The 13475-nt window shown below is 71.9% G+C and carries 13 protein-coding genes and 3 tRNA genes; 11 read left to right on the forward strand and 5 right to left on the reverse strand.

The window, feature by feature from the left end; genetic code table 11:
• Positions 1-82: 82 nt before the first annotated feature.
• Positions 83-156 (reverse strand) — tRNA-Gly (locus tag ACLF3M_RS34705).
• 108 nt (positions 157-264) lie between these two features.
• Positions 265-346, reverse strand: a tRNA-Tyr gene (locus tag ACLF3M_RS34710).
• Between the two features lie 294 nt (positions 347-640).
• On the opposite strand from ACLF3M_RS34710, the gene rlmB reads away from it, so the two are divergent.
• From rlmB to ACLF3M_RS34725, 3 genes are all read left to right on the forward strand, one after another.
• The gene (gene rlmB / locus ACLF3M_RS34715; RefSeq protein ID WP_430661596.1) at positions 641-1480 is read left to right on the forward strand and encodes a 23S rRNA (guanosine(2251)-2'-O)-methyltransferase RlmB; all 840 of its coding nucleotides are present in this window, start codon (positions 641-643) and stop codon (positions 1478-1480) included.
• Positions 1477-2244, forward strand: coding sequence for a 2-keto-4-pentenoate hydratase (locus ACLF3M_RS34720; protein ID WP_430661597.1), 768 nt, complete (start codon positions 1477-1479; stop codon positions 2242-2244). Before rlmB ends, ACLF3M_RS34720 begins: the two co-directional genes overlap by 4 nt.
• 83 nt (positions 2245-2327) lie before the next feature.
• Positions 2328-2555, forward strand: a complete 228-nt coding sequence (locus ACLF3M_RS34725; RefSeq protein ID WP_430661598.1) for a hypothetical protein — start codon at positions 2328-2330, stop codon at positions 2553-2555.
• On the opposite strand, the gene ACLF3M_RS34730 is transcribed toward ACLF3M_RS34725, so the two are convergent.
• On the reverse strand, positions 2487-4097 hold the full coding sequence (locus ACLF3M_RS34730) for a hypothetical protein (protein ID WP_430661599.1): 1611 nt from the start codon (positions 4095-4097) through the stop codon (positions 2487-2489). The two genes, ACLF3M_RS34725 and ACLF3M_RS34730, sit on opposite strands and share 69 nt — an antisense overlap.
• A gap of 156 nt (positions 4098-4253) precedes the next feature.
• On the opposite strand from ACLF3M_RS34730, the gene ACLF3M_RS34735 reads away from it, so the two are divergent.
• The 3 genes from ACLF3M_RS34735 (at position 4254) to ACLF3M_RS34745 (ending at position 5297) form a co-directional block, all read left to right on the forward strand.
• Positions 4254-4325, forward strand: a tRNA-Thr gene (locus ACLF3M_RS34735).
• A gap of 216 nt (positions 4326-4541) precedes the next feature.
• The gene (locus ACLF3M_RS34740; RefSeq protein WP_430661600.1) at positions 4542-4793 is read left to right on the forward strand and encodes a hypothetical protein; all 252 of its coding nucleotides are present in this window, start codon (positions 4542-4544) and stop codon (positions 4791-4793) included.
• A 63-nt stretch (positions 4794-4856) separates the two neighbouring features.
• The gene (locus ACLF3M_RS34745) at positions 4857-5297 is read left to right on the forward strand and encodes a cupin domain-containing protein (RefSeq protein ID WP_430661601.1); all 441 of its coding nucleotides are present in this window, start codon (positions 4857-4859) and stop codon (positions 5295-5297) included.
• A 123-nt stretch (positions 5298-5420) separates the two neighbouring features.
• Here ACLF3M_RS34745 and ACLF3M_RS34750 read toward each other — a convergent pair whose 3' ends face one another.
• On the reverse strand, positions 5421-5813 hold the full coding sequence (locus ACLF3M_RS34750; RefSeq protein WP_430661602.1) for a hypothetical protein: 393 nt from the start codon (positions 5811-5813) through the stop codon (positions 5421-5423).
• 186 nt (positions 5814-5999) lie between these two features.
• Between ACLF3M_RS34750 and ACLF3M_RS34755 the strand changes: the two genes are divergently transcribed.
• Positions 6000-6374, forward strand: a complete 375-nt coding sequence (locus tag ACLF3M_RS34755; protein WP_430661603.1) for a hypothetical protein — start codon at positions 6000-6002, stop codon at positions 6372-6374.
• Between the two features lie 43 nt (positions 6375-6417).
• Here ACLF3M_RS34755 and ACLF3M_RS34760 read toward each other — a convergent pair whose 3' ends face one another.
• Positions 6418-6810: a hypothetical protein gene (locus ACLF3M_RS34760; RefSeq protein WP_430661604.1), complete on the reverse strand. Its 393-nt coding sequence runs from the start codon at positions 6808-6810 to the stop codon at positions 6418-6420.
• Between the two features lie 257 nt (positions 6811-7067).
• Here ACLF3M_RS34760 and ACLF3M_RS34765 point away from each other — a divergent pair, with 257 nt between their 5' ends.
• The 4 genes from ACLF3M_RS34765 to ACLF3M_RS34780 form a co-directional block, all read left to right on the forward strand.
• The gene (locus ACLF3M_RS34765; RefSeq protein WP_430661605.1) at positions 7068-9680 is read left to right on the forward strand and encodes a PAS domain-containing protein; all 2613 of its coding nucleotides are present in this window, start codon (positions 7068-7070) and stop codon (positions 9678-9680) included.
• Positions 9681-9754: 74 nt separating this feature from the next.
• On the forward strand, positions 9755-10201 hold the full coding sequence (locus ACLF3M_RS34770; protein ID WP_430661606.1) for a response regulator: 447 nt from the start codon (positions 9755-9757) through the stop codon (positions 10199-10201).
• A 536-nt stretch (positions 10202-10737) separates the two neighbouring features.
• Positions 10738-11121 (forward strand): RidA family protein, encoded by a 384-nt coding sequence (locus ACLF3M_RS34775; RefSeq protein ID WP_430661607.1) that lies wholly within the window; start codon positions 10738-10740, stop codon positions 11119-11121.
• Between the two features lie 552 nt (positions 11122-11673).
• Positions 11674-13475: HWE histidine kinase domain-containing protein (locus ACLF3M_RS34780; protein WP_430661608.1), on the forward strand; the 1802-nt coding region annotated here is incomplete at its 3' end.

Below are 13475 nucleotides of genomic sequence, written 5' to 3' on the forward strand. Positions count from 1 at the left end.
CGCCATGGCCCTGTTTCCCGACGCGTCAGAAGATGGATCCCGGAGGCCTGCCGCCCCGCCGGCGCGCTCAGCCCAGGCGGGCTGGAGCGGGTGACGGGAATCGAACCCGCACAACCAGCTTGGAAGGCTGGGGCTCTACCATTGAGCTACACCCGCACCCCGCACGCTCATCGTCCCGCATGCTCTCCGCACGACGATCAGATGGGGCGCATCCTAGCCGGCCTGCAAGCCAGGCACCCGTTGCAACACTGGCCTCGACGGGAATGGAGGGGGTTGGATTCGAACCAACGTAGGCTGAGCCAGCGGATTTACAGTCCGCCCCCTTTAGCCACTCGGGCACCCCTCCGTGCTCCGTCGCGGCCCGCTCGTCACGGGCCGGGCGGACTAGCCCCATGGGGCGCGCGCTGTCAACGCCACGGAGGGTGGCAGGCCGCGCTGGACAGGGGGCGCGCGGCGCGCCGTTATGCGCGGCATGCATCGTCCTCCCCCCCGCCGCCCCGGGCCGCCCGGTTCCCGTCCTCCGCAAGGGGGGAAGCACGGCGGGCCACCGCGCGCGCAGCACGGCAACCGCGCTAGGCCGCCGGGCAGGCCTGAGGCCGAGGCCGAACCATCGAGGCCGCGCAGCCGCGACCGGCGCGGCATGAACGACCCGCGCCCTAACCGCGCGCCGGATCCCCCTGCCCCGCCGCCGCGCCCGGCGAAGCCGCCCGAGCGCGAGGCGACGCCCGCCGGCAGCCTCTGGATCCACGGGCTGCATGCCGTCGCCGCGGCGCTGGCCAATCCGCGCCGGCGCGCGAAGCGGCTGCTGCTGACGCATGACGCCGAGGCGGAACTCGCGACGCGGCTGCCGCGGCCCTGGCGCGTCCAGCCCGACATCGTGGACCGCCAGCGCTTCCAGACCTTCCTGCCGGAGGACGCGGTTCACCAGGGCGCCGCGCTGCTGGCCGAGCCCCTGACCCCGCTCGACCTCGACCAGGCGATCGCCAGGTCGGACGGGCCGGTGCTGCTGCTCGACCAGGTGACCGATCCCCGCAACGTCGGCGCGATCATGCGATCCGCGGCGGCCTTCGGCGCGGCCTGCGTCGTCATGCAGGACCGCCATGCCCCGCCCGAGACCGGCGCGCTGGCGCGTGCCGCCTCCGGCGCGCTCGAGATCGTGCCGATCGCGCGCGAGGTGAACCTCTCGCGCGCCATTGTCACGCTGCAGAAGGCCGGCTTCTGGGTGCTGGGCCTGGCCGGCGAGGCGACCCGGACGCTGGCTGAGGCCGCCCCGCGCGACCGGCGCGTGGCGCTGGTGCTGGGCGCCGAGGATGCCGGCCTGCGGCGCCTGCAGCGCGAGACCTGCGACGAGCTGGTGCGGCTTCCCATCTCCTCCGGCATGGAGAGCCTGAACGTCGCCGCCGCCGCCGCCGTCGCGCTGTACGAGATCGCCCGCGAGCGCGCTCCCGCCGCCCCGGACGAGGAGGAGCCCGAGGCATGACCAGCCGCGCCGCCACCGCCCTGCTCGGCGGCCGCAAGGCCCGCCGGATCATGGCCGGCCTTGGCGCCGATGCGCCCGCCGACATCGAGGCCGCCTACCGTGCCCAGCACGAGATGGCCGAGATGCTCGGCGCCGTGCCGCCTGCCGGCTTCAAGATCGGCGCGACGGGACGGCAGATGCAGGCCTATCTCGGCATGACCACACCGGCCGCGGGCTTCATCGAGGCCGTGAACATCCTGCAAAGCCCCGCCACGCTGCGGTACGCCGATTTCGTCGCGCCGGGCTGCGAGCCCGAGGTGGCGCTGCGCCTGGCGCGCGACATCGCGCCCGGCAGGATCACGCGAGCCGACGCTGCAGCCGCCGTCGGCGAGGTCTTCGCCGGCATCGAGATCGTGGAGAACCGCTTCCAGGATTTCCGCGAGACCGGCGCGCCGACGCTGATCGCCGACCAGTTCTTCCACGCCGCCGTGGTCTGCGGCGCGCCCGCGCAGGGCTGGCGGGAAGCCGATCTCGGCGCGATCCGCGGCCGCGTCAGCGTGGACGGCGCGCTGCGCGGCGAGGGCGTCGGTGCCGACCTTCTCGGCCATCCGGTGGAGGCGCTGGTCTGGCTCGCGGGCTCGCCCATCGCGACGCTGTTCGGCGGGCTCAAGGCAAGGCAGGTCGTGTTCCTGGGCTCGGTCACGCCGCCGGCCTGGCTCGACGGGCCGTGCCGGGTGACGGCGGAGTTCGACGTGCTGGGCAAGGTGGACATCCACTTCGGCTGACGGGCTTCACCCTTCGGCAATCCCAGCGCAGCATGATGGTTCGCGACGAGATCGCCAGGACGGCGCCCGACCGAAGGAGCGCCATGCAACCCGCGACCTGGAACACCCTGCCCGAGGACCTGCAGCTCATCCTCTCGCGCGAGGCGCTGCGCCGGGCGGCGGAAACTCTCGCCGAGCATGCGGAGCTGCTCGCCGAGGAGATGGACCGCGGCACGCTGACGGACCGCGGCGGGCCCGATGCGCTACGGCTCTTCGCCGCCGTGGTGCGCGCCACCAACGAGGACAATTTCGGCCCGGTCGGCCACGCCTGACAGGCGGCGCGGCGCCAGCACCTCGACCGCGAAGCCGCGACGCGCATCGCGCCAGGGCGTCGCCGCCACGGTCCAGCCGGCGCCGAGCAGCGCGGCGCGGGCGGCGGCCAGCTGGCGCGCGCCGTCGCGATCATGCAGGCCGAGCAGGACGAGGCGCGGCCAGGTCGCGACGCGGGCAGGCAGCGTCGCGGCCTCCGCCTCGCGCAGCAGCAGGATCGGCTGGTCGCGCGGCGCCTCGGCCAGCACGGCGCCGACCAGGCCGACGCCGTCATTGCCGATCGGGACCAGCAGCAGCCCGCCAGGCAGCGACGGGGCGGCCGCGGCCAGCGACTCCCGGTAGCCCTGCCGCGTCTCGGGATGCAGCGCCATGCCCGCGACGCCGGCCGCCTGCACCGCCAGCAGCAGGCCGAGCGCGAGCGGCGCGAGCCTCGGCGCGCGGCGCTGCCAGCCCGCCGCGGCGCCGGCCACCAGCGCCGCCGCGAAGGGCGCGGCGAAGGCGAGGTAGCGGAGCTCGATCGCCATCGCGCCGGCCGTCGCCGCCAGCAGCAGCAGGCCGAGCGACGGCGCCGCGAAGCCCGCGAGCCAGAACCAGCGCGTCGGCCCGATCGCGCGCCAGCGCAGCGCGACCGCCAAGCCTGCGCCGAGCGCCAGCGCGGCCAGCCCGGCCGCGGCCAGCGTGCTCCAGGGCGGCATGAGGTAGAGCGGCAGCGCGCCCAGGAGATTGGCCAGGTTGAACCGCGCCAGGGAGGCGATGGCGTCGAGCGGCCGGAAGGGCTCGAACTGGCCGGGGCGGGACGCGCGCTGGGCGAGGAAGAAATGGAGGTTCACGCCCTGCGCAAGCAGGAAGGGCACGCCGGCCGCCGCGGCGAGCCTCAGCCGGTCGCGCCACGGCAGCGGCGCGACGACCAGCCAGGCCAGCATCGCCGCCCCCGGAAAGGCCGCGAGGTAGTTCGCGCAGGAGGCCGCGCCGGCCGCCAGCCCGCCCAGCGCCGCCAGCCCGGCCGACCTGCCGCGCCACGCCCGCAATACCGCCAGCGCGGCCAAGCCGATCAGCAGATGCGCCAGTGCGAAGCCGCGCGCCACACCGCCGGTATAGGCGAAGCCATAGGACAGCGCGGTGAGCAGCCCCGTCGCGACCGGCGGCAGCCCCGCCGCCGCCGCCGCCGCCATGAAGGCCGCGACGGCGCCGAGCGACAGCAGGACGGAAAGCGCCCGCAGCGCCTCCACCGAGGTCCCGCCCGCCGCCCGCCAGGCGCCGGCGAGCCAGAAATAGAGCGGGGGATGCACGTCGGTCTCACGCAGGTTGCGCGCGATCACCGATGCGTTGGCCACGGCGTCGAGGCGCGGCCGCGCCTCCTCCGGCGTGAAGGGACGGTCGGGCCAGTCGGGCCGCGGCACGGGCGAGGTGACGAGCCTGGTGTAGCTCTCGTCGTACTCCGCCGAGCGCAGCGCCGCCCCCGCGCCGAGGACGACGAGCGCGAGCAACAGCACCGCGGCGCGAGGCCACGTCGTGCCGCTCCTGCCGAGCAGGCCCGAGGCCATCCGCACCTGCCCCCTTTGCCCGTGAACCCGGCGTCAGACGCGCCGCGTCTCCCGGCGATCCCACGGCGCGGGACATATTCCTGCGAGGGCGGCATGGGTTCGCCGCGACGAGACGGCGTTGAGCGGGCGCGGGCGGCGCGCTAGGTGTGGCGGCGGGCCGGGTTAGCACAGCGGTAGTGCAGCGGTTTTGTAAACCGAAGGTCGGGGGTTCAAATCCCTCACCCGGCAAAGCACTTAGCCCAACTTGTCCACAGCTTCGACTTTGCTGCGGACCCCGAGCGGACCCTTTTGCTCCCTCTGTGTGGCAGCAGGCCGCCGCCGGCCTACCGGGCCGCCAGCGACGTCCTGACCGCCCTGGACGGGCTTGCCGAGGCCCTGACCGGCAAGGCGGGGTTCCTGCACACGCCCCAGCACACGGCCGGCGGGTAGGTAGGGGACGATATCGTGGAGGCCGCGGCCACCCTGAGCGTCAGCGACCTCGCCCGCGACGAGGGCCTGGCGTTCCGCTGCTTCTGCGGGACCCGGACATTCCGCCGCGACGACCTGGTCGCCCTCGTCGGCGCCGACGCCCGCCTGCATCTCATCGGCCTGCGGCGCGAGTTGTGGTGCCGCGCCTGCCGCGAGCCGCCGCTTGACGGCCCGATCGTCGTTCGCTCGATTTCATGGCGGCATGTGATGCCGGTAGACCACATGTGACGCTGGTGGACTGGCCGCTTGTGCCACCGTCTCCGCGGTGGCGCACGACCCGAGGAGGCGCGGATGCCTGTGCTGCGGCAGGTCTTGGGCAGGTTCCCGAGCGGATCGCGGAGCCGGGTCCGCAACTTCGTCGCTAACCCCACGCTCGGGACCGAGCGATCCGACATCCACGAGAACGTCCTCGGCCCCGGAGCCGTGGTCCCGTGGCACCTCCACGCGGCGGAGGAGGTCATCCTCGTGCTGGAAGGGGAGGGCGAGTGCCTGACTGAGGCAGGGGCCGAGCCCTACCGCGCGGGAGACGTGCTGATCCTGCCGGCCCGCGTGAAGCACTCGCTACGCAACACGGGCGAGGCGCCGCTCCGGCAGATCTGCTTCTTCCCCGACGACCCCCGCACCGAACGGCTGGAGCCCGAGCACGAGGGCCAGACCGTTGAGACCTACAACGCGGCGGATACCTTCGAGGCCGACGGGGCCTCACGCGTCGTCCTGCCCGAGGTCCGCTAGGCAAGGCTGAGGACACGATGCGCATCCGCTGCATCTGCGTCGCCGCCACCAGCGACTGGCTCAGGAGCTAACAAGCTCTAGGCCGCGAAGTGGCCACGGGGCGCGCGCACGCCACCGTCTCGCCTACCTCGGCGGCGCCCACCGCCAATGCACCTGCGGCCTGTCCGGCAGGTCAGTCGGGACCATCGCGCGGGCCCAGGCGCAGGTATCGATCTTGGCGAACTCGGCGAGAGCCTGCTCCGCCACCCTGCTGTCCGCGAACCCATGGAAGATCATCAGCTCGGAGAACACCCACTCCGGGGTCATGTTGGGCATCCCGTTCATCCAGTCCGAGAAGACGCAGCCGTGCGTTATCGCGTCGGGCCTCGACCAGATCGAGTTGGCCGGGCCGCCGGGGAGGATGTCGCGCGCGTGGAAGACATGGACCGCGGTGACCGCGAAGGCCCCCGCGGCTCCGCCTTCGCAGAACCAGCAGATCGCGGCGTCGCGCGCGGGGATGAGTTTCGGCCGCTTCATGCTGACGACGATAGCATCCTCGGCGCCTGACCGCGGCGCCTCAGAGCGTCGCGTGGCGGATGCGGTTGAGGTGCAGCTTCCGCGGTCAATGCAAGCTATGGGTGCTGGCAGCCGCGGCGCGGCGGCGTGTCGCCCGGCACCATCGCGGCCCTGGCTTTGCGGGAGCGATTTTTTGGGAGGGAGCCGATGAAGTGCCTTCGCATCTACGCCGACGCGCAAGGCGAGTCGCATCTCGCCGAGGTGGACATCCCGCTGTCGCCCAAGGAGGTCTTTCCCGGCGCGCCGCCGTTCAGGCTATCGGCTCGCCACCAGGCGACGAGCGTCCAATTCGTTACCCATCCCCCCGCGCTTGGTGTTGTTGACTGGCACACGCCGCCCGAGCGTCAGTTGGTCGTGTTCCTGACGGGGGAAACCGAGTTCGAGACGAGCGACGGTGATGTGCGACGGATCGGGCCGGGGAGCGTGGTCCTGGCTGAGGACACCTGGGGCAAGGGCCACATATCCCGCCACCCCGACGAGGAGCAGCAGGTGATCTACATCCCCGTCCCGAACGGCATCTGATCGCTAGGCTTCGTCTACTCGGCCCAGTCGGGCGCCAAGCTCATCAAGAGCCACTGGATTGGTGGTCGCGCCTGCTGTCGCCGGTGGTGGACAAACGCGCAGCGACGCAGGCCCTCACCGGCGCCGCTGGGGCCAGCTTGCCGTCGCTGCCGGCCGCCAGGATCACGCCGTCGGCGTCGGCGACCAGGCGGATGTCCTTCCCGAGCAGGCGGACGATTTGCTCGACCGGCGCGCCCTCGCGCTTCTCGCGCGACGTCTTCTCGCGCTGCTCTACGATCCCCAACCGCCGCGCCTTCGCCTGGGCGGCCGTGCCGGCTACGATGCTGGCCATGCTCAACGCGGTGTCGGGCGGGTGGCCGAGCTGCTCGGCGACCACAGCCGCCCAGAGGGTCAGCACCGGCGCGCGGTTCACGCGGATAGGCGTCGCGGACGTCATGACGAGCAGCCTAGCCGAACCGCGCGCCGGTCTCCATGAGGGCGGCGCCATCCGGCAGCTCCGCGGAGCGGCGGCCATTTTGCCTGCGGGCGGGCGCCCCCCCCGGCAGCATCGAAAAGTGGGGGTAGGGGGTCTCATGATACACCCCCGACGAAATTGTATCGGATCGCCATTGCGTCACCTCTTCCAGCGAATATCGACTTCGTGGAGGATCGCCGGCCTACCGCAACAGCCGCTCACCGAATGAAGGCCGCGGGTTGAACCAGATCTACGAGGAGAAGCCCGAACCGACCATCCTCGCTGCGAGGGCGACGGAGCAACGGGGCGTGAGTCGCCCGGACGCAGGAGGCGTTCTCCTCGGTCTCGCCGACACACCCGGCCCTGCCACAGCCGCGCGCCGGTCACCACCTGCGGTGTCGCTCCTACTCCCGTTCGCGATTGCGCTGCCGCTGCTGCTGATGGCCGCAAGCGCCTGGTTCTCGTGGCGGCAGGCGTGGCGGGAGGCGGAGGCCGAGGTGACCCGCACTGCCGAGGCCGGGGCAGAATATGCCCGGCGCGTGCTGGACGGCTTCCTGCTGCGGCTGGACCGGGCCGACGAAATGCTGGCCGGCCTGTCGGACGAGGACATCCGCGCGCGCGAGGGGGACTATCACGCCGCTCTGCGCGCGATCGGGCAGCGGACCCGCGACGACAACGAGCAGCATGTGTTCCTGCATGACCGGGACGCCCGCACGCTGGTCAGCGGCGCGATCTTCCCCGCGCCGCCGCTCTCCGAGGTCTTCATGGACCGCGACTACAATCAGGCCCTGCGCGGCCCCGATGCCCCGCCGGTCTACCTCGGCAAGGTCTTCGTCGGACGCGTCCTCGACAGGCCGTTCTTCTCGGTCGCGCGAAGGCGCGAGCGCGGCGGCAATGGCCTGCCCCCCGGCGCGTATGACGGCGTGGTCGTCGTCTCGCCCGCCAGCAATGCGATGAGCGCCGGGCTGCGGCGCCTGCTGCCGGGCGATGGCGATGGATCCACTGACGTCCTCGCCCTGGTCCGCGACGACGGCCAGGTGCTGGCGCGCTCGACCGGCATGACGGGGCCGCTTCCGCCGGCCACCTTCCAGCACCCTGTCGCGCGGGCGGTGGCGAATGGCGCCACGCGCGGCACCGCGCTTGTGCGTTCCGGCGTAGACGGCGTCGAGCGCCTGTCGGCGCTGAGGCGGGTGGACGGCTGGCCGGCGATCGCCTCGGTTGCCCGACCGCGCTCCGCCATCGTGGCGCGGTGGCGGGACGCGGTTGGCCTGCAACTGGCGTTCGGGGTGCCGGCGATGCTCGCGCTGGTGGGCCTCGCGCTGCGGGTCCGCCGCCGCGAGCGCGACCTCGCCACCGCGAACGCCGGTCTCGAGGAGCGGATTGCGGCGCGCACGGCCGAGCTGCGCGATCGCGAGGCGGTTGCCCGCAATGCCCTGACCCAGCTTGACGCAGTCTACTCGACGGCGCCGGTCGGGCTATGCGTCCTCGACCTGGAAGGTCGCTACAAGCGCGTCAATGCCGGTCTCGCCGAGATGAACGGCGTGCCCGTCGAGGCCCATATCGGGCGGACCATCAGGGAGGTCGTCCCCGGTATCGCCGACGCGTGCGAGGATGTGCTCCGTCGCGTGGTCGAAACAGGCCAGCCGGTGCTCGGGCTGGAAATCGAGGGTGAGACGCCGGCGCAACCCCTAGCCCGACGAGCATGGATCGTGGACTACAGCCCGATCCGTGACGAGGCGGGCCGCATCATCGCTGTTAACGTTGTCGCCCGTGAGGTGACCGAGGAGCGCGCCGCCGCCCGCGCGCTGGCCGAGAGCGAGGCCCGGCTACGCGAAGGCGCACAGCGGCTGTCCACGCTGGTGGACGCGCTGCCGCTCGGCGTCGGGCTGTGCGACGCTGACGGCCGGCTCCTGGTTGCCAATGCGGCGCTGCGGCGGTTCGTCCCGGAGCTCATCCCGTCGCGGGACGAAGCGCGGCGCAACCGCTGGCGAAGCTACCGGCAGGACGGCAGTCTGTTGGACTGCTCGGACTTTCCAGGTGCGCGAGCATTGCGCGGCGAAATGGTCGTGCCCGGCATGGAACTCCTCTACACCGAGGAGGACGGGGCCGGGACGTGGACGCGTGTCCTCGCCGTCCCGCTGCGCGACATGGTCGGGGTGACGGGCGCCGTCCTGATCGTCGCCGACATTACCGAGCAGAAGGCGTCGGAAGAGCAGCGGGCGCTGCTCATGCGGGAGGTCGATCACCGCGCGAAGAACGCGCTGTCCGTCGTGCTGGCGGCGCTGCGCCTGACCCGCAAGGATGACGCCGACGCCTACGCCCAGGCCGTCGAGGGCCGCGTCGGCGCGCTCGCGCGGGCGCATACGATGCTGGCCGAGGGTCGCTGGGAGCGCGCGCCCCTGCGGGAACTGGTCGAGGCCGAGCTGGCGGTCTTCCAGCCGGGCCTAGGCGAGGATCCCGCGCGGATGGCGTCGGAGGAGCGGGTGACGGTGGACGGCCCCGATCTCGCGCTGGCCCCTGATGCCGTGCAGGCGGTGTCCATGGTGCTGCATGAGCTTGCGACCAATGCGACGAAGTATGGCGCGCTGTCGGTGCGGGAGGGGCACGTGCGGGTAACGTGGCGGGTAGACCGCGTGACCGGCAATCTGATCCTCATCTGGCGCGAGCGAGGCGGGCCGCGCGTGCAAGGCCCACCGGAACGGCGCGGCTTCGGCTCGCGGGTGATCGAAGCGACGCTCGGGAACCAACTCGGTGGCGGCGTCGAGCGCCGGTGGGAGGAGGATGGACTGGTCTGCGTCATGACCGTGCCGGTCGCGCGCGCCCTGGCATCGGGAGCCGCGACTGCCGCGTAGGGGCATCCCAACCTCTGGTCGGCGAGGACAGGGGACGCGTTTGTATCTCTATTGCTGACGACAGGGCGAACCGGATGCTGGTAGTGACCTCGGCAGCCAAGGCCAACGCGCGTGCCCATGGTGGCGAGGTTCTGTTGCGAATGGCCGCGGCCAACTCCATCGACATCCTGCTGGTCGAAGACGATCCCCTCGTCCGTGACGTGCTACTCGAGGCCCTGACGGATGCTGGCCTGGAGGTGATGCCTGTCGGCACCGCCGAGGACGGGCTCGATGCCCTGGATCGCCAGGGACAGCCTTTGCCTGCGGCGGTCGTGGCGGATGTGAACCTGGGCCCTGGTATCGACGGTGTGGCGCTCGCCGAGGAGGTGTGCCGCCGATGGCCGAGCGTCGCGGTGGTGGTCATGACAGGCGACGATCGCAGCGTCGATGGCCTGCCCGACGCGCTGCGTAAGAACTGCTTGGTGAAGCCGTTCGAGCTCGAGCAGCTCGTAGCCGCCGTGAAAACGCGGATCCGGCGGTAGTCCACGCACCCACGCCGGCGTGCGATCCGGTCGGCGAACCATCCGAGGCCAAGCTCACCGGGCTCTGGGCAAGCGGCGGCGACACCGATTAGCTGCAAGACCTCCACGGCGGCGTTGCGCCCGGCGATCCGCACCATCCCCCGCGCCGTCCGTGCCGCGCCCATCATACGGCCGCGCCAGCCCCGCCTGGATGCGGACGGGATCGTCCTCACGGCGGAGCAAGCGGACCGTGTCCGCGTTCCCCCGCCCGAAGGCCGTCGCCAACCGCTGCTCAAGGCGCGTGCCGGTGGGGTCCCTCGTCACAGACTGCGCAGCTTTGCGACATCAAAACATGACAGCGGCCGGCCTGCGTGGTGCATGGCCTGGTCGCGTTGGCGGTGTTACGATTTACCTATCGCGACGGGTGTCCCGATACGTTTTTGTAATCGAGTGAGGACCATACCGTGAGGGCCCTTCCAGTTGTTTCGTTGATACCAACCATGCCCTCACCGACACCGCAGCCTGGTGTCAGCCGGCATCGCACCCCTGGCTCCGACTTGCCCATCGCCTCTGCGGTCGAGGTGCAGAGCGGGGTTCCCATGGTGCATCTGTCCGGCGTGGTGCCGGCGCTTTCGCGCAGCGACCTCGGCGACACCAAGGCACAGACCGCCTCGGTGCTGGGCACGATCGAGGCGACGCTGCGGCGCCTGAACCTCGACCTCGGCGATGTCGTGCGGATGCAAGTCTACCTGGTGGGCGACCCCGCCAGGGATGGCCGGATGGACTTTGAGGGCTTCATGACGGGCTACCGCGACTTCTTCGGAACGACGACGCAGCCCAACGTGCCGGTCCGCACCGTCTTCCAGGTCGCGGCCCTGGCCAATCCCGACTGGCTCGTCGAAATCGAGGTCAGTGCCGCGCGGCCCCGCAAGGCCGCCTAGTAGCCGTTCGTCGGCGACGAGGCTCGGCGCGTCAAGGCCCCACATCTTCTCGCCGACGACGACCATAGCGTCGCGGACGATGGCAGCGGCGCGCTGCCGGGCCCGCGGCCGGGAGCCGAGCAGCGCGGCGACGACCGAGGCCCAGAGGGTCAGCACCGGCGCGCGGTTCACGCGGATAGGCGTCGCGGACGTCATGACGAGCAGCCTAGCCGGACCGCGCGCCGGCCTCCATGAGGGCGGCGCCATCCGGCGGCTCCGCCAGGGAGCGGCCATTTCGCGTGACGGCCGGCCGGCCCCCCCCCGCGGCATCGAAACGGGGGGGTGGCGGGCCTGCTGATACGGCTCCCCCGAAAATTCGTTGCGGATCCCGTTCCCGTCCCTCTCCCGGTCGCAGCGCACGTCGTTGCGGCCGCCCGATGCCGTCGTTACAAGGCAGCCTGTTCGCCTTGGGGGGCCATGAACGTCGATCCCGGCTTGCAGCGCGATGAGGCGCGCCTCGATTGGGCGCGCGTTCTACCCATGCGGACTGCTGCACCGAGGCGCTTCAGCGTCTTGGCCGCGCTCACCGTCCCTCTTCTCGTGCTGGTGGTCTTCGCCTGGCTTGCCTGGCGCGACACTTGGCGCGCGGCCGAGCGCGAACTGGTGCGGGGAGCTGATGTCGCCGCCGAATACGCGCTCCGGGTTCTCGACGCCCATCGCCTCGCCGCCGACCTCACCAACCGCCTGCTGCACGGCCTCTCCGACGACGACGTCCGAGCCAGGGAGGGCGAGCTGCACCAGGCGCTGCGGGACCTCCTGCCCTCGCTGCCTGGGGTCCTGACGTTGGCGGTGGTCGGGCGCGACGCCGAAATCCTGCTCACTGCGAACGTCTACCCGGTGCCGCGCGGCGTGCGCGTCGCCGACGGCGAGTGGTTCGTCGCGCTGCGCGAGCCCGGCGCGCCGGACCTGCACATCAGCGCCATTACGACGGGGAGGATTGACACCAATGTCTTCTTCGCGATCAGCCGTCGGCGCGCCGGCACTGGCAACGGGCTGCCGCCTGGCAGCTTTGACGGCCTCATCAATGTCTCCGTCGATCCCGCGCGGCTCTCCGCCGGCTTGGCCGCTATCCCCGCCGAAGAGGGCGATGCGGCGTCCCTGCTGCGGTCAGACGGCGCCCTGCTGGCACGCAGCACCGGCCTGTCCCCCGTTCTGACGAGCGTCCCCGCCAACAGCCCCTTCCGAAACGCGGCCGCAGCAGGCGAGGTTCGGGGCACCTTCATCGGCCATCCGATTGGCGCCGTCATAGACCTTCACGCATCGGGGGCTCGCCTGGTCGCCTTTCGTCGCGTCGGCGAACTGCCGCTCTACGCGACAATGGCGCGACCCACGGCGTCAATCGCCGCTCAGTGGCGCGAGACAGTCCTGCTGCAGCTCGCCTTCGGACTACCGGCCTGGGCCGTGCTGGTCGGCTTCGCCATCCTGCTCCGGCGAGGGCAGCGTGACCTTGCCGCCGTGAACGCCGACCTCGAGCGGCGCGTGGAGGAACGGACGGCCGCGCTGCACGACAACGAGACGAAGCTGCGCGTCGCCCAGCAGGCGGCACGGACGGGCACCTGGGTGCTGGACCCCGACACCGGCGAGGTGGAGTGGTCCGACGAGCAGTATGCCCTGTTCGGGTTGGATCGGGTGCGCGACGGTCCGGTGGACTTCGCCCGCTTCTTGAACGAGCTGGTCTACCCTGAGGATCGGGCGCTGGTCGAGACGTCGGCCGCTGCCTCCTTCGCCTCCGGCGAGTTCGACGCCGACTTCCGGGTCTGGCGCCGCACGCCGGACGGCACGCGCGAGGTGCGCTGGATGACCGGCCGGGGCCGCCGCATCCCAGGACCGGACGGCCGGCCCGGCCGCATGTTCGGCGTCAACGTGGACATCACGGAGCGCAAGGCCATCGAAGAGCGCCAGACCCTGCTGATGCGCGAGGTGGACCACCGCGCGAAAAACGCGCTGTCCATCGTGCTGGCGGCGCTGCGCCTGACCCGCAAGGATGACGCCGACGCCTACGCCCAGGCCGTCGAGGGCCGCGTCGGCGCGCTCGCGCGGGCGCATACGATGCTGGCCGAGTGCAGGTGGGAGCGGGCGCCCTTGCGGGAGCTTGTCGAGGCCGAGCTTGCGGTCTTCCAGCCTGGCCGAGGCGAGGGTCCGGCGCGGATGGCGTCGGAGGAGCGGGTGACGGTGGACGGCCCCGATCTTGCGCTGGCCCCTGATGCCGTGCAGGCGGTGTCCATGGTGCTGCATGAGCTTGCGACCAATGCGACGAAGTATGGCGCGCTGTCGGTGCGGGAGGGGCGCGTGCGGGTGACCTGGTCAGTGGACCG

The organism is Falsiroseomonas sp. HW251 (genome assembly GCF_050563545.1).
Classification (GTDB): Bacteria; Pseudomonadota; Alphaproteobacteria; order Acetobacterales; family Acetobacteraceae; genus Falsiroseomonas.

What these genes read in the sequence shown, in the direction of transcription:
- ACLF3M_RS34770 (WP_430661606.1), top strand. Translation starts at nt 9,755, where the DNA reads ATGCTGGTAGTGACCTCGGCAGCCAAGGCCAACGCGCGTGCCCATGGT.
- ACLF3M_RS34725 (WP_430661598.1), top strand. Translation starts at nt 2,328, where the DNA reads ATGCAACCCGCGACCTGGAACACCCTGCCCGAGGACCTGCAGCTCATC.
- rlmB (WP_430661596.1), top strand. Translation starts at nt 641, where the DNA reads ATGAACGACCCGCGCCCTAACCGCGCGCCGGATCCCCCTGCCCCGCCG.
- ACLF3M_RS34720 (WP_430661597.1), top strand. Translation starts at nt 1,477, where the DNA reads ATGACCAGCCGCGCCGCCACCGCCCTGCTCGGCGGCCGCAAGGCCCGC.
- ACLF3M_RS34760 (WP_430661604.1), bottom strand. Translation starts at nt 6,810, where the DNA reads ATGACGTCCGCGACGCCTATCCGCGTGAACCGCGCGCCGGTGCTGACC.
- ACLF3M_RS34745 (WP_430661601.1), top strand. Translation starts at nt 4,857, where the DNA reads ATGCCTGTGCTGCGGCAGGTCTTGGGCAGGTTCCCGAGCGGATCGCGG.
- ACLF3M_RS34730 (WP_430661599.1), bottom strand. Translation starts at nt 4,097, where the DNA reads ATGGCCTCGGGCCTGCTCGGCAGGAGCGGCACGACGTGGCCTCGCGCC.
- ACLF3M_RS34750 (WP_430661602.1), bottom strand. Translation starts at nt 5,813, where the DNA reads ATGAAGCGGCCGAAACTCATCCCCGCGCGCGACGCCGCGATCTGCTGG.
- ACLF3M_RS34755 (WP_430661603.1), top strand. Translation starts at nt 6,000, where the DNA reads ATGAAGTGCCTTCGCATCTACGCCGACGCGCAAGGCGAGTCGCATCTC.